This is a genomic window from Pseudomonas sp. A-RE-19 (assembly GCF_019956555.1).
Taxonomy (GTDB): domain Bacteria; phylum Pseudomonadota; class Gammaproteobacteria; order Pseudomonadales; family Pseudomonadaceae; genus Aquipseudomonas.
Genome location: NZ_JAHBDQ010000007.1, coordinates 16,685 through 36,894 on the forward strand (window position 1 = coordinate 16,685; position 20,210 = coordinate 36,894).

At 59.0% G+C, this 20,210-nt stretch carries 21 protein-coding genes; 10 read left to right on the forward strand and 11 right to left on the reverse strand.

Going from position 1 to position 20,210, the window contains the following annotated elements:
- Positions 1-30: 30 nt before the first annotated feature.
- Both KGB14_RS28640 and tal read left to right on the forward strand, forming a co-directional pair.
- Positions 31-168, forward strand: coding sequence for a hypothetical protein (locus KGB14_RS28640; protein ID WP_411740775.1), 138 nt, complete (start codon positions 31-33; stop codon positions 166-168).
- A gap of 215 nt (positions 169-383) precedes the next feature.
- Complete coding sequence (tal, locus tag KGB14_RS05475; RefSeq protein WP_223484457.1) at positions 384-1,310, forward strand: transaldolase; 927 nt, start codon at positions 384-386, stop codon at positions 1,308-1,310.
- A 223-nt stretch (positions 1,311-1,533) separates the two neighbouring features.
- Here tal and rssC read toward each other — a convergent pair whose 3' ends face one another.
- Together rssC and rssB are read right to left on the reverse strand one after the other, a co-directional pair.
- Positions 1,534-2,016: an anti-sigma factor antagonist RssC gene (rssC, locus tag KGB14_RS05480; protein ID WP_007897104.1), complete on the reverse strand. Its 483-nt coding sequence runs from the start codon at positions 2,014-2,016 to the stop codon at positions 1,534-1,536.
- The gene (gene rssB / locus KGB14_RS05485; RefSeq protein WP_223484458.1) at positions 2,016-3,197 is read right to left on the reverse strand and encodes a two-component system response regulator RssB; all 1,182 of its coding nucleotides are present in this window, start codon (positions 3,195-3,197) and stop codon (positions 2,016-2,018) included. The genes rssC and rssB overlap by 1 nt, the downstream gene beginning before the upstream one ends.
- A gap of 277 nt (positions 3,198-3,474) precedes the next feature.
- Here rssB and KGB14_RS05490 point away from each other — a divergent pair, with 277 nt between their 5' ends.
- Positions 3,475-3,774: a PilZ domain-containing protein gene (locus tag KGB14_RS05490; RefSeq protein WP_223484459.1), complete on the forward strand. Its 300-nt coding sequence runs from the start codon at positions 3,475-3,477 to the stop codon at positions 3,772-3,774.
- A 72-nt stretch (positions 3,775-3,846) separates the two neighbouring features.
- Here KGB14_RS05490 and KGB14_RS05495 read toward each other — a convergent pair whose 3' ends face one another.
- On the reverse strand, positions 3,847-4,536 hold the full coding sequence (locus KGB14_RS05495) for a VacJ family lipoprotein (protein WP_223484460.1): 690 nt from the start codon (positions 4,534-4,536) through the stop codon (positions 3,847-3,849).
- 199 nt (positions 4,537-4,735) lie between these two features.
- Here KGB14_RS05495 and KGB14_RS05500 point away from each other — a divergent pair, with 199 nt between their 5' ends.
- Both KGB14_RS05500 and KGB14_RS05505 read left to right on the forward strand, forming a co-directional pair.
- Entirely contained in the window at positions 4,736-5,356 is a 621-nt protein-coding gene (locus tag KGB14_RS05500; RefSeq protein WP_223484461.1) for an HAD family phosphatase, read from the forward strand.
- Positions 5,357-5,465: 109 nt separating this feature from the next.
- The gene (locus KGB14_RS05505; protein ID WP_223484462.1) at positions 5,466-5,729 is read left to right on the forward strand and encodes a DUF4404 family protein; all 264 of its coding nucleotides are present in this window, start codon (positions 5,466-5,468) and stop codon (positions 5,727-5,729) included.
- A gap of 172 nt (positions 5,730-5,901) precedes the next feature.
- On the opposite strand, the gene queF is transcribed toward KGB14_RS05505, so the two are convergent.
- Positions 5,902-6,732: an NADPH-dependent 7-cyano-7-deazaguanine reductase QueF gene (queF, locus tag KGB14_RS05510; RefSeq protein ID WP_223484463.1), complete on the reverse strand. Its 831-nt coding sequence runs from the start codon at positions 6,730-6,732 to the stop codon at positions 5,902-5,904.
- Between the two features lie 61 nt (positions 6,733-6,793).
- Positions 6,794-7,330 carry a plastocyanin/azurin family copper-binding protein gene (locus KGB14_RS05515; RefSeq protein WP_223484464.1) on the reverse strand — a complete coding sequence of 179 codons (537 nt, stop codon included), beginning with the start codon at positions 7,328-7,330 and terminating at the stop codon, positions 6,794-6,796.
- Between the two features lie 154 nt (positions 7,331-7,484).
- On the opposite strand from KGB14_RS05515, the gene KGB14_RS05520 reads away from it, so the two are divergent.
- Together KGB14_RS05520 and KGB14_RS05525 are read left to right on the forward strand one after the other, a co-directional pair.
- Positions 7,485-8,165: a heavy metal response regulator transcription factor gene (locus KGB14_RS05520; protein ID WP_223484465.1), complete on the forward strand. Its 681-nt coding sequence runs from the start codon at positions 7,485-7,487 to the stop codon at positions 8,163-8,165.
- Positions 8,165-9,514 carry a heavy metal sensor histidine kinase gene (locus KGB14_RS05525; RefSeq protein WP_223484466.1) on the forward strand — a complete coding sequence of 450 codons (1,350 nt, stop codon included), beginning with the start codon at positions 8,165-8,167 and terminating at the stop codon, positions 9,512-9,514. The genes KGB14_RS05520 and KGB14_RS05525 overlap by 1 nt, the downstream gene beginning before the upstream one ends.
- Before the next feature lie 105 nt (positions 9,515-9,619).
- Here the strand turns inward: KGB14_RS05525 and KGB14_RS05530 are convergent, their stop codons facing one another.
- The 3 genes from KGB14_RS05530 to KGB14_RS05540 all read right to left on the reverse strand — a co-directional run bounded on the left by KGB14_RS05530 (position 9,620) and on the right by KGB14_RS05540 (position 12,871).
- A complete protein-coding gene (locus KGB14_RS05530) occupies positions 9,620-10,864 on the reverse strand; it encodes a lipoprotein-releasing ABC transporter permease subunit (protein ID WP_223484467.1) in 1,245 nt (414 codons plus the stop codon).
- Between the two features lie 65 nt (positions 10,865-10,929).
- A complete protein-coding gene (gene lolD, locus KGB14_RS05535) occupies positions 10,930-11,613 on the reverse strand; it encodes a lipoprotein-releasing ABC transporter ATP-binding protein LolD (RefSeq protein ID WP_020700644.1) in 684 nt (227 codons plus the stop codon).
- A 7-nt stretch (positions 11,614-11,620) separates the two neighbouring features.
- Positions 11,621-12,871, reverse strand: coding sequence for a lipoprotein-releasing ABC transporter permease subunit (locus KGB14_RS05540; protein WP_223484472.1), 1,251 nt, complete (start codon positions 12,869-12,871; stop codon positions 11,621-11,623).
- Positions 12,872-12,965: 94 nt separating this feature from the next.
- Here KGB14_RS05540 and KGB14_RS05545 point away from each other — a divergent pair, with 94 nt between their 5' ends.
- Positions 12,966-13,547, forward strand: coding sequence for a PilZ domain-containing protein (locus tag KGB14_RS05545; protein ID WP_223484475.1), 582 nt, complete (start codon positions 12,966-12,968; stop codon positions 13,545-13,547).
- A 14-nt stretch (positions 13,548-13,561) separates the two neighbouring features.
- A complete protein-coding gene (locus tag KGB14_RS05550) occupies positions 13,562-14,284 on the forward strand; it encodes a glycerophosphodiester phosphodiesterase (protein ID WP_223484478.1) in 723 nt (240 codons plus the stop codon).
- Between the two features lie 42 nt (positions 14,285-14,326).
- Here the strand turns inward: KGB14_RS05550 and sthA are convergent, their stop codons facing one another.
- Positions 14,327-15,721 (reverse strand): Si-specific NAD(P)(+) transhydrogenase, encoded by a 1,395-nt coding sequence (sthA, locus tag KGB14_RS05555; protein ID WP_105346766.1) that lies wholly within the window; start codon positions 15,719-15,721, stop codon positions 14,327-14,329.
- Between the two features lie 207 nt (positions 15,722-15,928).
- Positions 15,929-16,978 (reverse strand): FAD:protein FMN transferase, encoded by a 1,050-nt coding sequence (locus KGB14_RS05560; protein ID WP_263294530.1) that lies wholly within the window; start codon positions 16,976-16,978, stop codon positions 15,929-15,931.
- Between the two features lie 197 nt (positions 16,979-17,175).
- Between KGB14_RS05560 and KGB14_RS05565 the strand changes: the two genes are divergently transcribed.
- The gene (locus KGB14_RS05565) at positions 17,176-18,474 is read left to right on the forward strand and encodes an MFS transporter (RefSeq protein WP_223484481.1); all 1,299 of its coding nucleotides are present in this window, start codon (positions 17,176-17,178) and stop codon (positions 18,472-18,474) included.
- A 166-nt stretch (positions 18,475-18,640) separates the two neighbouring features.
- Here KGB14_RS05565 and KGB14_RS05570 read toward each other — a convergent pair whose 3' ends face one another.
- Positions 18,641-20,104: a glyceraldehyde-3-phosphate dehydrogenase gene (locus KGB14_RS05570; protein WP_223484483.1), complete on the reverse strand. Its 1,464-nt coding sequence runs from the start codon at positions 20,102-20,104 to the stop codon at positions 18,641-18,643.
- Positions 20,105-20,210: the final 106 nt, after the last annotated feature.

Below are 20,210 nucleotides of genomic sequence, written 5' to 3' on the forward strand. Positions count from 1 at the left end.
CTAAAGGACGGATGGCCCCTTCCAGCCGAGCTGCGCGCCTCACTAGGGCTTCGCGCCGGTGACCGCGTTCAGTTTGTCTCGTTAGAAAATGGCAGCTTTGAAATCGTGGCCGTCACTTGTTCGGCCCGAGCGTTCAAAGGTTTAATCCGTAAACCGTCGAATCGATAAGCATCAGGATATGGCCCAGGCCTGCCCAGCACGCTAACCGTCACCTGCGTTGAACCTGTCCCCCATTTCAGCATCGTATCTACCGATACCACGCCCCGCCTTTCAAACATCCGTTTTCAGGATGGTGCCGCTGGGGCCATCGATACACGTACGCGCCCTTGAGTGGCTGCAAGCGCTCGGGTAATGTCATTAGACCCATAGGACAGAGCACGCTCATGACTTCCAAGCTGGAACAACTCAAACAAATGACTACCGTGGTTGCCGACACCGGCGACTTCGAAGCAATCGCTCGCGTTAAACCCGTGGACGCTACCACCAACCCTTCCCTGCTGCTCAAAGCGGCGGCCATTCCCGCTTATGCCGAGTTGCTGAACGCTTGCGTTCACGACTGCAAGGGCGATGTGGGCCTGGCCAGCGACCGTTTTGGCGTTGCGGTAGGGCAAGAAATTCTGAAGGTTGTACCCGGTCGCATTTCCACTGAAGTGGATGCGCGCCTGTCGTTCGACACTGACGCCGTATTGAAGCGTGCGCACCGTCTGATCGACCTGTACGACAAGGCAGGCGTTGGCCGTGACCGTGTGCTGATCAAGATCGCTTCGACCTGGGAAGGCATTCGCGCTGCCGAGACGCTGGAAAAGGAAGGCATTCAGTGCAACCTGACGCTGCTGTTTTCCTTCGCTCAGGCGGCCGCATGTGCCGATGCCGGAGTGTTTCTGATTTCGCCGTTCGTGGGCCGCATCTACGACTGGTACAAGAAAGCCACCGGCAACGACTACACCGGCGCGGATGATCCGGGCGTGCAGTCGGTGACGCGTATCTACAACTACTACAAAGCCAATGACTACAAGACTGTGGTGATGGGCGCGAGCTTCCGTAATCTGAATCAGATCGAGCAGTTGGCCGGTTGTGATCGTCTGACCGTTAGCCCGGAGCTGCTGGAGAAGCTGGCAGCGGATACTGGCAAGCTGGAGCGCAAATTGGCGCCGGGGCATGCTGGTGAAGCGCGTCTGAGCTTGAATGAAGCACAGTTCCGTTGGTTGTCCAACGAAGATGCCATGGCCACCGAGAAACTGGCTGAGGGGATTCGTCAGTTTGCTCGGGATCAGGAGAAGCTTGAGGCGTTGTTGCAGGCCAAGCTGTGATCTAGTTTGTAGTGTCAAAAAGGGCGAACCTTAGCGGGTTCGCCCTTTTTTGTGCGCGTTTGGTAGTGGGGATTGGGTTGGCTTCGCGCTGGTGGCCGTGGTGGGTGGGCGGACGCCTTCGCGGGCAAGCCCGTTCCCACAGGATTTATGGTATGGCTGAGATTGGTGTGGAAGCGAGCCTGCTCGCGACGGGGGCAGAGCAGCCCTCCATCACTTCAAAGGATCAATGCCGCTCCAGCGCATTCACCAGGTCATGGAACGCCTCACGGTTGGAGTCGTTCAGGCCCATGAGGATTTTGTGCGCTTCGAGGACTTTGACGCGTACCACTTCTTCGGACTGATCCTGGTCTGGCAGGTCGGTCAGGCATTCAGGGCATGGGATCGGGCGATCAACGATGTTGAACACCTGCTCGAAGCCCATGGACTGCAGCAGACGGGTAATGTCTTCGTGGGTGGTGACGACGGTCGGCAGCAAGCCGACCTTTTGCCGCGACAGGATCGACAGTTTGGCCAGCAGGCCCAGGGTGGTGCTGTCGATGCTGCGGGTTTCGGTCAGGTCGATCACGATGGCGTTGAAATTCAACGCAGTGAAGATCCGCTCAATAGTCGCATCCAACGCCGAACACAGGGTCAGGCGAACTTCACCGACGAACTTCAGGACGAAGGTGCCGTCCTGCTCGGCGAACTGGATTCTACCGGTACTCATTAAAGATTCCTGCTCAACACCAACAGGGCGATATCATCCGGCATCTCCCCTAGCGTGGCCAATCCAAAAACCTGGCGCAGACCATCCAGGCTGCCGCCCGCTGCCTTCACCCGTTGAGGCAAGGCAGCTTCTTTATCTTTGAGTGTGGGTTCTGGCAAAAGGTCCAAAATGCCATCAGACATCAGCGTCAAGCTGAACACTGGCGGCAATTCCAGTACGTGGTCTTCGTAGGTGGCTTCATTGAAGAGGCCCACCGGCAAACCGCGCCCTTCCAGGTAACGAACACTGTCTGGCGTGTACAACACAGGCAACGGCAGATGACCGCCGATGCTATAGGTCAACAAACCGGTCTCCTCGTCGATGACTCCACCGACCATTGTGACGTGTTTACCCAGCTTACAACTGATCAGGCCCCGGTTGATATGACCAAGGACCTCTGAAGGCTTGAACTCCGGCAATGTGCCGTTGCGCTTGGATTCGAACAGCAAGCGCGTAGTCATGAACTTCAGCAACACGGTGACGAAGGCTGAAGAAGCGCCATGACCGGAAACGTCCGCCAGGTAAAACGCTACCCGACGCTCATCGACCCGAAAGTAATCGACGAAATCGCCCGACAGGTACAGCGACGGGATGATCTGGTGCGCAAACTGGAACTCGTTGATGCTCCAGGGGCTGACCGGCAGCATGTTCATCTGCACCTGGCGACCGGCGTTCTGGTCTTCCTGGAGCAGGTTCAGGCTGGCTTCGAGCTGGCGGTTGGCCTTTTCCAGCTTCTCGCGATAGCGCTGGTTTTCCAGCAGCAGGCGCGCACGATCCAGGGCCCGACGCACGGAGTGCTCGAGCACGGCCAGATCTTCGAGAGGCTTGATCAGGTAGTCCGCCGCGCCCAGGCGCAGGGCCTCGACCGCGTCGTTCATCACGCCCGCACCCGACACCACGATCACCGGGGTTTGCGGCGACAGCTCGGTGGTCTGGCGAATGAGTTCGAGTCCGCCCATCTGCGGCATGCGCAGATCGCAGATGACCAAGTCGGGCTTGTCTTGCTCGAATATCTGAAGACCCTGCTGGCCATTGCTGGCCTGCAGGACACTGAAACCACTGTCTTCCAAGTAGGCCGCGAGGCTCGCGCGCACTACTTCGTCATCATCGATTATCAGCAGCGTGGCACTGGTTTTTGGCATGTGGGCAAACGGCGCCAGAATTAGGTTGGCGTAGCAGGCTGGGCATTCGGCCCTGCACACACTACTGGATTCGCTTTCTAGCCTCTCTGACTGCACCGTTTTCGAGCGTTTGCCCTACTCACAGGTACACCAAAGGTGCCCTTCTAAGGCGCAGACGGTACTCCCATCCGCGAGGCGTTTCAAGCTCACGCCGATGGTCGCTTGACGTCTTTACTTGTCAAATCACCGAGAGTTATAAGAACAGGCAAAACCGTAACCCAATGGAAGGATCGAGCCCATGAGCCAAACTGATCGGGACTACAGCGAAAAGCGCGATTTCATCCGCATGCGAGTCGATGCCGATGTGTCGCTGATTCATGAAGGCGACGAGGTACCAGCCGTCTGCATCGACCTTTCCAGCAGTGGCATGCAGGTTGAAGCGCCCCGTGTATTCAATGTCGGTGACCGGCTCAGCGTGCGGATCGATTCCGATCACGCGGCGCTCAAAGGCCTTGAGGCCGACACCGAGGTAGTGTGGGTGAAAGCACAGGACGGTGGCAGTCAGAAACTCGGGCTTACAATCCTGAAGATGAAATAACCACCGATTTATCCCCAGACCAAACGAAAGAAGGCGGCCAAAATGGCCGCCTTCCTGGTTTACTGGTCGAGATTAAAAATCGTCTTCGACCTTGCCGTCCTTGACCTTGAATTCGCGGTTTTGCAGGTATGCATTGCGAATGAAGGTGTATTTGTCGCCAGTGATCAGTTTCTCGGCCGACAGCAGGCTGGCGCGGGTGTCGACGATGTTCAGGCCGAAGATCGAGTTACGCACCGGTATATCGTTGATGTAAGGGTACGGGCCGGTATAGCCGTCGACATACCTGGAAGGCGTATCACGCAAGGTGCTTGGGCCCAGGAACGGCAGCATCACGTAGGGGCCGCTGCCCACGCCCCAGTAGCCGAGGGTCTGGCCGAAGTCTTCATCATTGCGATGCAGGCCCATCCGGGTGCCCACGTCGAAGAAGCCCAGCAGGCCGAAGGTGGTGTTGAAGATCAAACGCGCGGTGTCGACACCAGCCGCGGCGGGCTTGGCCTGCAATACATCGTTGGCGAGGTTGGTCACGTCGCCGACGTTGCGGAACATGTTGTGGATGCCATCTTCCAGAAATTGCGGCGTAACGAATTGATAGCCTTGAGCCAACGGCTTCAATGCGTAGGTGTCGATAAAGTCGTTGAACTTGTAGATCGGGCGGTTGACGCTTTCCCAAGGGTCTTCTTCCGTGGCAGCCTGGGCCGCGAACGGAACCAGCAATACACTGGCACACATACAAAGCTGAGCGAGATGATTGCTCCAGCGCATAGAAAACTCCTTGGATTCGTACTGGCGCGGGCGCTTGGCCCAGTCGCAAAGATCGCTAGTATATGACGGAAAACCCTGTTTAGGCAGCACCGTGCGCGATGGCCTACAGATGATTCGTTTGACTGCGCGCCATTCATATCGATGTCACTCAACTGTCACCGTCCACGAATAGCCTTGTCGCTATTTCAAGGATGTTGATATGCCACGCACTGAAGCCTCGCCACTCATCGCTCCCCGCCTGACCGCTGTATTGTTCGGCCTCAGCGGATGTCTGGTGGATTTCGGCGCACGCACCCGCCAACCCGGTACATTGACTGCCGAGCATGCCGAGGTCACGCTCGGCGCTTTGGATAGCCTGTCCAGCTTGCAACGCCAGCAAATCCCTTGCGCCTGGCTCGACGAACTCCCCCCTGCCCTCAGCCACGCTTTGGCTGCCGCACTCCCCGACTGGATCAAACCTTCGCAATACCCGGCAACAATTAATCCATGGCCCGCGCCGAATGCCTGCTGGCAAGCCTTGATGGCGTTGAATGTCGAACGTCTGGACGGCTGCGTGCTGGTCAGTGGCGAACCGCGGCTGCTGCAATCGGGCCTGAATGCCGGGTTGTGGACCATTGGCCTGGCGTCCTGCGGCTCGTTGTGCGGGCTGGCTCCAAGCGAATGGCAGGCCTTGAGTCAAAAGGAACGGGAACACCTGCGCGGCAAGGCGACGATGCAGTTGTTTGGCCTGGGCGTGCATTCGGTGATCGATCATCTGGGCGAACTCGACACTTGCCTGGCCGATATCAGCCTGCGTCGAGTCAAGGGCGAGAAGCCCTGATCGAGATCATGCAGTTTGCCCGGGAGTGGATTAATCTAAAGGTCAGCCATAGACCTTTGGCGCGCTGCTGCGGTCTATGCCAGTGCCTATCGATAAAAGGAAGAACGCCATGTCTGCCCGCGAACTGCAAGAACAGCTCAATACTCTGCGCGAGCAATTGGAACAGAATCCACCGCTGTCCGAAGCCGAGCGCGAAAACCTGCACGCGCTGATGCAACAGATCGAGCTTGAGCTAGAACTCGAAACCAAAACCAAGGACTCCAGCCTGGCCGACGGCGTTAACCTGGCTGTCGAACGCTTCGAACTTGAACACCCCGTCATTGCCGGCACCTTGCGAAACATTGCGCAAACCTTGGGCAACATGGGGATCTGAACCCGCCAGATGCAAAAAAGCCCCGCTATTGATAGCGGGGCTTTTTGATTTCTGCGACTTGAAATGCAATCCCTTGTGGGAGCGAGCCTGCTCGCGATGGCGGAGTATCAGTCAACATCAATGTTGAATGTGCCGGACTCATCGCGAGCAGGCTCGCTCCCACATTAGATCTTCATTGACGAACCAGACGATGGTTCGGCAGTTGCACGTCTTCGGTGCTGCGATACGGGTTGATGTCCAACCCGCCGCGACGCACATACCGCGCATACACCGTCAGTTTCTCTGGCTTCAGCAACCGTTGCAGGTCGAGGAAAATCCGCTCCACGCATTGCTCATGGAAGTCCGAGTGCTGACGGAAGCTCACGATGTATTCCAGCAAACTCGCATGATCCAGCGCCGCGCCGCGATACTCCACCGCCACGCTGCCCCAATCCGGCTGGCTGGTGACCGGGCAGTTGGATTTGAGCAAATGGCTGTGCACACACTCTTCAACGATCTGCGACTCATCGCACCGCAGCAGTTCCGGGCGCGGATGCTCATAGTTGCTGACGCTGATGTCCAGGTCATCGATGCACACACCCGGCAACGCCACGACGCCTTCTGCCTCAACCTCTTTCAGGCTGCGAATCCGCACGCCCACCGGTTTGCCAGCCGCGGCCGAGAGGTCCTTCGCCAGCGTCGCTTCAAGGCTTGCGGTGTCGGCAAACGCTGTCTGGTTCAGCGAGTTGAGGTACAGCTTGAACGACTTCGACTCAATGATGTTCGGCGAATCCGCCGGAATGCTGAATTCGCCAATCGCCACTACGGGCTTACCCGAAGGCAACAACCACGACAGTTCGAAGCAGTTCCAGAAATCCACACCCTTGTACGGCAGGGTTTCAGCCGTCAGGCCCAACTCGGCCCATTTCGCGGTGCGCGGGATCGGGAACAGCAAGGACGGCGTATAAGTGGCGATGTATTCGCTGGATTTGCCCAGCGGCGAATGTTCGGCTGCGGGATGCATGGCGGAAACCTGACTGAAGAATCAGCGGATTCTACCAGCCTTTGCTCCCGCCTTTGAGTGCTTACTGACTGACTGTCAGTTTGCCGACCATACCGGCCTGATAGTGACCAGGGACATTGCAGGCAAATTCCAGGTTGGTGGCTTTGGTGAAGGTCCAGGTCAGCTCGACGGTTTTGCCAGGCTCCACCAGCACACTGTTCGGGTCATCGTGTTTCATCCCATGCCCTTCAGAAGAATGGCTCATTCCAGCCATGGAGCCGTGGTCCATGGCCTTCATGCCTGTAGGCATCAGCATCCCGCTTTGCTGCATCTGGAGCATTTCCTGCTGATGACTGGCATGCATCGCCGCATCGCCGAGGTTGAATTCATGCAGCAATTGGCCTTTATTCACCAGTACAAAGTGAATGGTCTCACCAGCCTTGATCTCGATGGCTTTCGGATCGAACGACATATCGCCCATTACCACTTCAACGCTACGGGTAGCCTGGGCGGCCGGGGCCGGTTGGCCGAAGTCGTAGGTCTGCGCCGGCGAGGCCTCTAGCCCTACACTCAGTGTCAGCAAGCAAGCGGCCAGTACCAGACGATTTCGCAAAAACATAGTCGTACTCCAACAAGATGAGGTTCAGCTTGTGGGAAACTCTAACCCGCAGCTACTGCCACCTACCTGACAGGCAGATTACAACTTTGTCAGGTTGGCCTGCATCGGCGTCGCCCACGGTATAACGCACCTGTTCCAACTGCCCGAGTCGCCCATGAAACTGTTGATTGTCGAAGACCAGCCGAAAACCGGCCACTACCTGCGCCAAGGCTTGACCGAGGCCGGTTTCACCACCGAACTGGTGGCCGATGGCACCACCGGCCAGCAACTGGCGTTGAGCGGCGATTATGCCTTGTTGATCCTTGATGTGATGCTGCCCGGCCGCGATGGCTGGCAGATTCTGCAAGCGGTGCGCGGTGCTGGCCTGGACACGCCGGTACTGTTTCTTACAGCGCGAGACGCAGTGGAGGACAGGGTTCACGGCCTCGAACTGGGCGCCGACGACTACCTGGTCAAACCGTTCGCCTTCTCCGAATTGCTGGCCCGGGTTCGTAGCCTGCTGCGTCGCGGCAGCGCCACGCCTCAGGAAACCAGCCTGCAACTGGCCGACTTGCGCCTGGACCTGATCCGCCGCCGGGTCGAGCGCAATGGTCAACGCATCGACCTCACCGCCAAGGAATTTGCCTTGCTGGAAATGCTCCTGCGGCGTCAGGGCGAAGTTCTGCCCAAGTCGCTGATCGCGTCTCAAGTGTGGGACATGAATTTCGACAGCGACACCAACGTCATCGAAGTGGCAATCCGCCGTTTGCGCCTGAAGATCGACGACGACTTCCCGAACAAGTTGATTCACACCGTGCGCGGCATGGGCTACGTCCTTGAAGAGCGCCTCGCTTGATGCGTCGACTTTCATTAAGCAGCCGTCTGGCGCTGCTGTTTGCCGCCTGCACCGCGGTGGTGTCGTTGTTCGCCGGGGTGTTATTCAGCCGCGCCAGCGAGGGGCACTTTGTCGAGCTGGACCAGCAATTGCTGGACGGGAAATTGATAGGCTTGCGCCGGGCGCTGGATGACATTCAGTCCAGCGAAAGCCAGATCAGACTGGCCGATGAATTGAGCCGACAAGCCGATCTTTCGCTGCGAATCATTGGCAGTGACGGCCAACGGTTGTACGACAGTTCGGACCGCTTACCCAAGAACTTGCCGCGCCAACCGGGCCTGTCGACGATGAGCGACGATGGCACCGACTATCGGGTTTTGAACGCGCCGCTGTATCCCGGCAAACCCGACTCACCGCAACTGACCTTGTTGCTGGACATCACTCATCACCAGCACTTTCTGCAGCGCATGCAGCACCTGATCTGGCTGACCGTCGGCCTCTCGGCCCTGGCCACCGCCCTGCTCGGTGCCTGGGCGGCGCGCAGTGGCTTGCGCCCGTTGCGCCGCATGAGTGCGGTCGCCAGCGGCGTTTCGGCACAATCGCTCAACGCCCGCCTGCCAGAAGCCAACATGCCACCGGAACTCGCGGAAATGGCCCACAGCTTCAACGCCATGCTCGGACGCCTCGATGACTCGTTTCAGCGACTCTCGGCCTTCTCTGCCGACATCGCCCATGAGTTGCGCACGCCGCTCTCGAACCTGCTGACCCACACCCAGGTCACCCTCACCCGCCCTCGCCCCATCGAGGATTACCGCGAAGCGCTGCACAGCAACCTCGAAGAACTGCAATGGATGGCGCAATTGGTCAACGACATGTTGTACCTGGCCAAGGCCGACCACGGTTTGCTGATGCCCAAGCGCGAACCGCTGGAACTGGCGGAGGAAGCGGATGTGCTGCTGGAGTTTTTTGCCCCGCTGGCCGAGGACGCTCAGGTGAAGTTGAGTCGTGACGGCAGCGCGAGCATGCAGGGCGACCGCAGCATGTTGCGCCGGGCGCTGTCCAATTTGCTGGACAATGCATTGCGGTTTACCCCCGCCAACGGCGAGGTGCGGGTGAAGATTGTCGAGCAATCGACAGGCTTGAGCCTGACCGTTGAAAACAGTGGAGACGGGATTTCCGAGGATTTGCTGCCGCGCCTGTTTGACCGTTTCTACCGGGCAGACCCGGCGCGCCGGGAAGGCAGCAGTGAACATGCGGGGTTGGGATTGGCGATCACCCAGTCAATCATCCGCGCCCATGGCGGGCAGATTCGTTGCGAATCGGATAACGGATGGACGCGGTTTGTGATTGAGTTGCCGAAGGGGGATTGAGGACAGCAGGGCCGGCCCTATCGCGAGCAGGCTCGCTCCCACATTGGACCTGAGTCGACTCGGAAAATGTGGGAGCGAGCCTGCTCGCGATGGCGGTGTAAAAGGTTACGAATACCGCAACGCAGTAGCCGGCTCGACTTTCGCCGCCCGCCACGCCGGATACACCGTCGCCAAAAAGCTCATGATGAAACCGGCGGAACAAATCAACAACACATCCCCACCCTGCAGTTCAGACGGCAGGTTACTGACGAAATACACGTCAGAACTGAAGATATGCTGCCCACTGACCCGCTCCATCCAGCCCACCAGCTCACTGACGTTCAACGCCGCGATCACGCCCAGCACGCCGCCGATCAAGGTGCCGACAATCCCGATCACCGTACCCTGCACCATGAAGATCGCCATGATCTGCCGAGGCGTCGCGCCGATGGTGCGCAGGATCGCGATGTCCGCGCCCTTATCGTTCACCACCATGATCAGAGTGGCGATGATGTTGAACGCCGCCACGGCGACGATCATCAGCAACAGCAGGCCGATCATGGTTTTTTCCATTTTCATCGCGCTGAACAGACTGCCTTGGGTGTGGGTCCAGTCGTCAGCCTTGTACGCGGCACCCAGGCCCGTCGCGATGTCGCTCGACACTTGCGGCGCGGCGTACAGATCTTTCACCGCCAGACGCACGCTCTGCACCTGATTCGGCTGCCAGTGCTGCATCTGCGCGGCATCGGCGACGTGGATCAGCGCCATCGAGCCGTCCAGCTCGGCGCCGACCTTGAACACGCCCACCACGTTCAGCCGCTGCATGCGCGGGGTGATGCCGCCCGGTGCAGAGCTGACTTCCGGCACAATCAGGGTGATCTTGTCGCCGACGTTCAAGCGGAAACGCCGCGCGGTGATCTCACCGACCACCACGCCAAACTCACCCGGCTTCAAGGCATCGAGACGCCCCTGAACAATGTGCTTGGCAACGATCGAGACCTTGCCTTCCAGCGCCGGGTCGACACCGCTGACCTGGATCGGCTGCATCGAGCCCTTGTAGGACAGCATGCCTTCCATCTCGGTAAACGGCACGGCGGCGGTGACTTCAGGATTTTTCATCGCTGCGGCGGCCACCGGCTGCCAATCGTCGATAGGATTCACACCGACGATGGTCGCGTGGGGCACCATGCCAAGGATGCGCGAGCTCATTTCGCGCTGGAAGCCGTTCATCACCGACAGCACTACGATCATCGCCAGCACGCCCAGGGCGAGGCCGATCATCGAGGTCATCGAGATGAAGGAAACAAAGCGATTGCGGCGCTTGGCGCGGGTATAGCGCATGCCGATAAAGATCGATAACGGTCTGAACATTCGCTGGGGCACCGTATAAAAATAAAAGACCCGACGCACTGTTCAGTGCGCCAGGTTTCGGCCAATCAGATGGGTGTCAGGTAACCTTCCTGCAAATGCAGGACGCGATCCATCTGGCGAGCCAGGTTCATGTCGTGGGTCACCACCAGGAACGCCGTGCGCATCGAGGTGCTGAGTTCCAGCATCAAATCCTGAATGCCCTGGGCAGTGTGGGAGTCGAGGTTGCCGGTCGGCTCGTCGAGCATCACCAGGCCTGGCTTGTTCACCAGGGCACGGGCGATGGCCACACGCTGGCGTTCGCCACCGGACAATTCCGCCGGCTTGTGCTCCAGACGATGACCCAGCCCTACCCGCTCCAGCAAGGCCGTCGCACGCTGACGCGCCTCCGGGATCGCGGTTTTACCGATCAGCAGCGGCATGCAGACGTTTTCCAGCGCGGTGAACTCAGGCAGCAAATGGTGGAACTGGTAAACGAAACCCAGCGACCGATTGCGCAGCAGGCCACGGGCCTTTTCGTTCAACGCCGACAGTTCTTCACCGGCCAGCCAGACACTGCCCTTGGTCGGCGTATCAAGGCCGCCCAGCAGGTTGAGCAAGGTACTTTTGCCCGAACCCGACGTACCGACAATTGCCACGCGCTCGCCCGGATGCAGCTCCAGTTGCAGACCGGCCAGAACCTCTACCGATTCCGGGCCTTCCACGTAGGATTTGCCCAGGTTGCGGCAGCTCAAGATTGCTTTATCACTCATGCCCGACTCACTCATAACGTAGCGCCTCCGCAGGCTGGGTGCGCGCAGCACGCCAGGCTGGATACAGGGTGGCGAGGAAACTCAGGACCAACGCGGCGGCGCAGACCATCAACACGTCCTGGCTCTGCACTTGCGACGGCAGGTAATCGATGAAATACACGTCGGCGTTCAGGAACTTGTGGCCGATCAGCCCTTCAAGAGCCGAGATCGCGGCACTGACGTTCAGTGCGGCGAAGATCCCGACCACGGCGCCGATCAGCGTACCGACCACACCAATGACCGTGCCCTGAACCATGAAGATCGCCATGATCTGCCCCGGCGTGGAGCCGAGGGTGCGCAGAATCGCGATGTCGCCCTTCTTGTCGTTCACCACCATCACCAGCGTGGAAATGATGTTGAACGCCGCCACGGCGACGATCAGCAACAGCAGCAGGCCGATCATGGCTTTTTCCATGCGGATCGCCTGATACAGATTGCCATGGGTGCGGGTCCAGTCGCGGGCGTAATACTTGTCTTCGCCAAGCTGCTGGGCAATGGTCCACGCCACGCGTGGTGCCTGGAACAGATCGTCGAACTTCAGGCGGATGCCCTGCACCTGATCCGGCTTCCAGCGATGCAGCTTCGCCAGATCCTGCAGATTGGTGATGCCCAGATAACCGTCCAGCTCACCGGCGCCGACATGGAAGATGCCGACCACGGTAAAGCGTTTCATGCGCGGGAACATCCCGGCCGGGGTCACAGTGACTTCCGGCGCGACAAACGTCAGCTTGTCGCCAACCGCCGCGCCGAGCTTGGCCGCCGCCTTGTCACCGATGACGATGCCGAAACTGCCGGGCGCGAGGTCGTCGAGTTTGCCCTGCTGCATGAAGTTATCAATGATCGACACCTGCCGTTCCTGCACAGGATCGATGGCATTGAGCAGCACCTTGGAGACCTTGCCGTTGTTGGTCAGCAGGCCCTGCATCTGGACGAAGGGCGCAACCGCCGTCACCTGCGGGTTCTGCTTGACCTTGGCGGCCAGGCTTTGCCAGTCGCTGATCGGCTCACCGGACTCGATGGTCGCGTGGGGCACCATGCCCAGCACACGGGTGCGCATCTCATGATCGAAGCCGTTCATGACCGACAGCACGACAATCATCACGACCACGCCGAGGGCGAGTCCGATCATCGAGGTCAGGGAAATGAACGACACAAAATGATTGCGACGCTTTGCACGGGTATAACGCGTGCCAATAAATACGAAGAGAGGTCTGAACATGTCGGGGCTTGTTCGGAGGGAAAAGGAACGTCCTTGTGGCGGGGGTCGATAACCAGCTTTACACTCAGACCACCGCCGCTACCATGGGTTCGCCATGTCGACATTAGATGAAGAAGATCGCCGCGAATACTACCGTATCGAGGACACGATCGCACTGGAAATTCGGCCCCTGTCTGCTCCCGAAGCCGCAGGCCAGGAAGTGTTGCAGGATGCTTCCCCTCTGTTCAACCTGCTCAGCGAACTGCACCTGAGCGAATTCGAGTCGCAACACCTGCTGCGCCAGATCAGCGAACGCGACCGAAACATCGCCGCGTTCCTGAAATCCCAGAACAAACGCATCGATTTGCTGAGCCAGGTGGTCGCCCTGACCGTGCTCGGACAGATCGGCGAGCCGCAGCCGGTGATCATCTCCGAAGGAGGCATCGACTTTCAGCATCCGACGCCTCTCGCCACCGGCGCGCACCTGTCGGTCAAACTGGTGCTGATGCCGCAAGCCCTTGGCCTGCTGTTGCGGGCCCGCGTCACCCATTGCGACCGCAAGGGCGACGGCTATGCCATCGGCACCGAGTTTGAATACCTGTCCGATGCCCAGCGGCAGTTGCTGGCCCGTTACATCTTGCAGCGACAGGCACAAGAACGACGCCTGGCCCGCGAACAAAACGAATCAGGCATTTAATTTAAGGAAAAACCGTGACCCTCATCTACGGCCATCGCGGCGCCAAGGGCGAAGCACCGGAAAATACCCTGACCAGTTTTCAGGAATGCCTCAAGCACGGCGTACGGCGCTGTGAACTGGACCTTCACCTGTCCAAGGACGGCGAGTTGATGGTGATCCACGACCCGACCCTCAAACGCACCACCGACCGTCGCGGCAAAGTCGTCGAGCATACCGCCGCTGAACTGGTGACTTACGACGCGCGCAAGGGTGGCCCGGGCTGGATCAAACCCTGCCCGATTCCAACGCTGGAAGAACTGTTCGAGAAATGTGATTTCGAGCACTGGCAACTGGAAGTCAAAAGCGCTTCACGCACCCGTGCCGCGACCACCGTGCTGGCGATTCGTGAAATGGCTCAGCGTTTCGGCATACGGGACAAGATCACGATTACGTCGAGCTCACGCGAAGTGTTGAAAGCCGCGCTGGACCTGGTGCCGGACGTGTCTCGCGGTTTGGTGGCCGAGTACGCCTGGCTCGACCCGCTGAAGGTCGCGCAAAACTATGGCTGCGAGATTCTGGCGCTGAACTGGACCCTGTGTACGCCGGAACGCCTGCAGAAGGCGCAGCGTCAGGGGCTGCATGTGTCGGTATGGACAGTCAACGAGCCCGCGCTGATGCGCAGACTCGCCGACTTCGGCGTTGACAGCCTGATTACAGACTTTCCCGGTTTGGCCATCGCCACGCTCGAGAATTGCTGAAATCGGTCTCCCCGGCCGGCTCAGGCCACCGGCCGGAGCCGCTCAAAAAAGCCGGTTGAGGCCATCGTACGCCGCTACCCGATAAGCTTCTGCCATGGTCGGGTAGTTGAACGTCGTGTTGACGAAATACTTCAGGGTGTTCTGTTCGCCCGGCTGGTTCATGATCGCCTGACCGATGTGCACGATCTCCGACGCCTGATAACCGAAGCAGTGAACGCCCAGTACTTCCAGCGTATCGCGGTGGAACAGGATCTTCAGCATGCCTTGCGGCTCGCCCGCGATCTGCGCACGCGCCATGCCCTTGAAGAACGCCTTGCCCACTTCGTACGGCACCTTGGCCTGAGTCAGCTCCTGCTCGTTCTTGCCGATCGAGCTGATCTCCGGAATGGTGTAGATGCCGGTTGGCACGTCGTTGACGAAGCGCCAGCTGCCATTGTCGACAATGCTGCCAGCGGCCGAACGACCCTGGTCGTGGGCGGCACTGGCCAGGCTCGGCCAGCCGATCACGTCACCGGCGCCATAAATATTCGGCACACAGGTGCGGTAGTTTTCGTCGACTTCGATCTGGCCACGACTGTTGACCTTCACGCCGATGTTTTCCAGACCGAGCGCGTCGGTGTTGCCGGTACGACCGTTGCACCAGAGCAAGGCGTCGGCCTTGATCTTCTTGCCAGACTTCAGGTGCAGGATCACACCGTTGTCCACGCCTTCGACGCGGTCGTAGTCTTCGTTGTGGCGAACCGTGATGTTGTTGTTGCTGAAGTGGTAACTCAGGGCCTGGGAAATTTCCGAGTCGAGGAAGCTCAGCAACTGACCGCGGTTATCGACCAACTCAACCAGCACACCCAGACCACTGAAGATCGAGGCATATTCGCAACCGATCACGCCAGCGCCGTAAACGATGAGTTTGCGCGGGGTGTGGCCGAGGCTGAGGATGGTGTCGCTATCGTAGATACGCGGGTGATGGAAATCGATGTCTGCCGGGCGATATGGGCGCGAGCCGGTGGCGATGATGATGTGCTTGGCCACCAGTTTTTCGACCACGCCGTTGGCGCAGACCACTTCGATGGTTTGCTCGTCGGCGAAACTGCCGGTGCCGAAGAACACGTCGACGCGGTTACGGGCGTAGTAGCCGGTGCGCGAGGCGACTTGTTTGGAGATGACTTTTTCGGCGCTTTTCAAAACGTCCGGGAAGGAAAACCAGCGCGGCTCACCAATGGCCCGGAACATCGGGTTGGTGTTGAACTGCATGATCTGCCGGACCGAGTGACGCAAGGCCTTGGACGGGATGGTACCCAGGTGGGTGCAGTTGCCGCCGACCTGGCGACGACTATCGACCATCGCCACCTTGCGCCCTGCTTTGGCGGCATTCATTGCCGCGCCTTCTCCCGCCGGGCCGGAACCCAACACCACCACGTCGTAGTTGTAGACAGCCATGCATACTCCTCAGAACAGGCCGCGGCGCCCTCGGCACCTGCGGCTAAATCACGCCGATTTGCGGCGTGAAGGAACAATTTGGGGCCAGTGCAGAACCCGGACACAGTCTATAGAAGCGTCAACGCCGCGCACATTAACCCTTGGTCGCGTCGTAGGCTAGTTTTGCCTGCACTACAACGCCATCGAAAAATGCTTTTGATGCCGCAATCACTTGGTTTTCTCACCCGCCAGGCGTTCAAAAGCGTGATTGGTACGTGTAACGAAACCTGTATCGGCACGAATCACAAAGAATGCACCAATGTCATGGGTTTCGGCATAGTCCCAACCCCGTTCAGGTCCCAGAATCAGCAACAGCGTCGATAGGCCATCGGCCATTAACGCAGAAGGATGAATGACCGTGACGGACGCCAGGGTGTGTAGGACCGGTGCTCCGGTACGGGCATCGAAGGTGTGGGAATATCGCCGGCCGTCCTGCTGAAAATAATTGCGGTAGTCGCCAGAGGTGGACACGCCGTAGCCGTCGACAGCGATGATTTTTTGCGCGACTTGCTGATCGTCCCGGGGCTCTTCCAGGGCGATGCGCCAAGGTGAGCCGTCGAGTTTTTTCCCGGAGGCCTTGAGTTCGCCGGTGGCTTCAGCGAGATAACTGTGAATACCCAGCGCTTCGAGTCTTGCGGCAATCGTGTCGACCGCGTAGCCGGCAGCGATGCTATTGAAATCGACCTCGACTGCGGCGTCCTTGCACAACTGATCGCCGTCGATACGCAAGTGGGTGTAGCCGACACGTTGCTGCACCTGGGCGAGCGCTTCGGCGCTCGGGACTTTTTCCTCACGCGCCTGCGGGCCAAACCCCCAAAGGTTGAGCAGCGGTTCCACCGTCAGGTCGAAGGAGCCTTCACTTTGGGATGACAACTGCTCGCCCACACGGATCAATTCGAGCACAGGGCCAGGCATGACCTGACAGCGACCGGCCGGCAGTGCGTTGAAGCGTTCGATGTCGGAGTCACTGCGATAGGTCGAGAATTGTCGATCCACTTCGGCGAGGATATTTTCCACTTCGGCCTGCACCGCTTTCGGCCCGGGCGTGGAGGAATGTCTGACGTATTGGATGGAATAGCGACTGCCCATGGTCGGGCCGTCGAAGCGTTCCAGGCTGTCGCCGTTGCCACAACCGGACAAAACGCCGAGCAGCACCACAAGTCCACTCCACCGTCCAGTTAACAATTCTTCATCTCCCCTCAAAACCGCGCCCGCCATTATGGACCTCAGAGCGCATGAGAGCGAGGTCTGCCAGCGCCCGTCAGTCAAACGCAAAAACCTGTGGGAGCGAGCCTGCTCGCGATAGCGGTGTGTCAGCCAACATCAATGCTGATTGACCCCACGCCATCGCGAGCAGGCTCGCTCCCACAGGTGCTGCGTTTTCAAACAAGATCTACCAGCGTGAGTACCTGCACATGTCTTCCAATACGAGCAACGGCAAAGCAATTTTTCGCGTCGTCAGCGGAAACTTCCTGGAGATGTTCGACTTCATGGTCTACGGCTTTTACGCCACGGCCATCGCTAAAACCTTCTTCCCTGCCGACAGCGCTTTCGCCTCCCTGATGCTGTCTTTGGCCACTTTCGGGGCCGGCTTCCTGATGCGTCCACTGGGGGCGATTTTCCTCGGGGCTTACATCGACCGTCACGGCCGCCGCAAAGGCCTGATCATCACACTGGCAATGATGGCCGCCGGCACAATTTTAATTGCCTGCGTGCCGGGTTACGCGACGCTGGGTGTCGCAGCGCCGCTGATCGTATTGTTCGGTCGCCTGTTGCAAGGCTTCTCGGCAGGCGTGGAACTGGGCGGCGTGTCGGTGTACCTCGCCGAGATCTCCACACCCGGCCGCAAAGGCTTCTTCGTCAGTTGGCAGTCCGCCAGTCAGCAAGCCGCAGTGGTCTTCGCTGGCCTGCTCGGCGTGGGTCTGAACCATTGGCTCAGCCCGGAACAAATGGGTGAATGGGGCTGGCGCGTGCCGTTCCTGATCGGCTGCATGATCGTGCCGGCGATCTTCGTGATCCGCCGCTCACTGGAAGAAACCCCGGAATTCCAGGCGCGTAAGCACCGCCCTACCCTGCAAGAGATTATCCGCTCGATTGGTCAGAACTTCGGCATCGTCCTCGCCGGCATGGCGTTGGTGGTGATGACCACGGTGTCGTTCTACCTGATCACCGCCTACACCCCGACCTTCGGCAAAGCCGAACTGCATCTGTCAGATCTGGATGCGTTGCTGGTGACGGTGTGTATTGGTCTGTCGAACTTCTTCTGGCTGCCGGTGATGGGTTCCGTGTCTGACAGAATCGGGCGCAAACCCCTGCTGTTGGCGGCGACGATTCTGGCGATCCTCACGGCTTATCCAGCGCTGTCATGGCTGGTAGCGAACCCGAGCTTCAGCCATCTGCTGATCGTCGAGTTGTGGCTGTCGTTCCTGTATGGCTCGTACAACGGCGCCATGGTGGTGGCCCTGACCGAGATCATGCCGGTGGAAGTTCGCACGACAGGTTTCTCCCTTGCCTACAGCCTGGCGACCGCGACCTTTGGTGGTTTCACACCGGCGGCCTGTACGTATCTGATCCATGTGCTGGACAACAAGGCGGCACCGGGGATCTGGCTCAGTGGCGCGGCGGTATTGGGGTTGATTGCGACGCTGGTGCTGTTCCGTGGTAACCGGCATGAGTTGCGGACAGCGCAAGCTGCTGTAATCGGCGGCGCCTGATCCATCGCCTTCGCGAGCAAGCCCGCTCCCACAGGTTGTGTGCGACCTGTAGGAGCGAGGCTTGCCCGCGAAGAGGCCTGCACATTCAACACACCTGCAACTGACCAAACTGCACAAACAAAAACGCCCCGACCAAAGTCGGGGCGTTTTCATGTGCGGCTAAGGCTTAGCGCGGGAACGCTGGCGGGTTTACACCGGCCATGTCTTCCATCACGCGGACTACCTGGCAGCTGTAACCGAACTCGTTGTCATACCAGACGTACAGAACAACGCGGTTGTCCTGAACGATGGTCGCTTCAGCGTCCACAACGCCTGCGTGGCGCGAGCCAACGAAGTCGGTGGAAACCACTTCCTGCGAATTGACGTAGTCGATTTGCTTGTGCAGATCGGAGTGCAGCGCCATGTAGCGCAGGTACTCGTTCATCTCTTCACGGGTGGCGGCTTTCTCAAGGTTCAGGTTGAGAATGGCCATCGACACGTTCGGCGTCGGAACACGGATCGCGTTACCGGTCAGCTTGCCGGCCAGTTCAGGCAGCGCCTTGGCGGCAGCGGTGGCAGCACCGGTCTCGGTGATGACCATGTTCAGCGCGGCGCTACGGCCACGACGATCGCCTTTGTGGAAGTTGTCGATCAGGTTCTGGTCGTTGGTGTACGAGTGAACGGTTTCGACGTGACCATTGATGATGCCGAACTTGTCATTCACAGCCTTCAGCACCGGCACGATGGCGTTGGTGGTGCAGGAAGCGGCGGACACGATCTTGTCGTCAGCGGTGATTTCACCGTGGTTGATGCCGTGAACGATGTTCTTCAGCTTGCCTTTGCCAGGCGCGGTCAGAACAACGCGGTCGATACCCGGGCAGGACAGATGCTGGCCCAGGCCGTCGGCGTCACGCCATACACCGGTGTTGTCCACCAGCAGCGCATCTTTGATGCCGTACTGGGTGTAGTCCACTTCGGTCGGATTCTTCGCGTAGATAACCTGGATCAGGTTGCCGTTGGCGGTGATGGTGTTGTTGGCTTCATCAATGGTGATGGTGCCGTCGAACGGACCATGTACCGAGTCACGACGCAACAGGCTGGCACGCTTGACCAGATCGTTCTCGGCGCCCTTGCGGACAACGATGGCGCGCAGACGCAGGCCGTCGCCACCACCGGTTTTTTCAATCAGGATGCGCGCCAGCAGACGGCCGATACGACCGAAGCCGTACAACACAACGTCGGTGCCTTTACGGCCGGAACCATTTTGCTTGCCGACCACATCGGCCAGTTCGTCGCGGACGAACTCTTCGGCGGTACGGCCATTGCCTTCGGCCTTGAACTTGACGGCCATCTTGCCCAGGTCTACCGAAGCGGCGCCGAGCTTGAGCTCGCTCATTGCTTTGAGCAGCGGGAATGTTTCGTGGACGGACAATTCACTGTCATCGGACTGGCGATGGCGAGCAAAGCGGTGAGCTTTGAGAATCGCGATGACTGAACGATTGATCAGACTGCGGCCATAGATCGAGCTCACCACGCTGTTATTGCGGTAGAGCTGACCGATAAGCGGAATCATCGCTTCTGCGAGTGCTTCACGGTCGATCCATTCACCAAGACACTGGTCGGGCTTCTGAGTCACGGGAACCTTCCACATGTAGGGACAGAAAAAAGGGGCTACATTATGCCGCCGAGTCCCTCCCCTAGCAATGCGCACCTGTCGCACTGGCGGTAACAAAATTCCGTTCAAAAAAATCACGCCC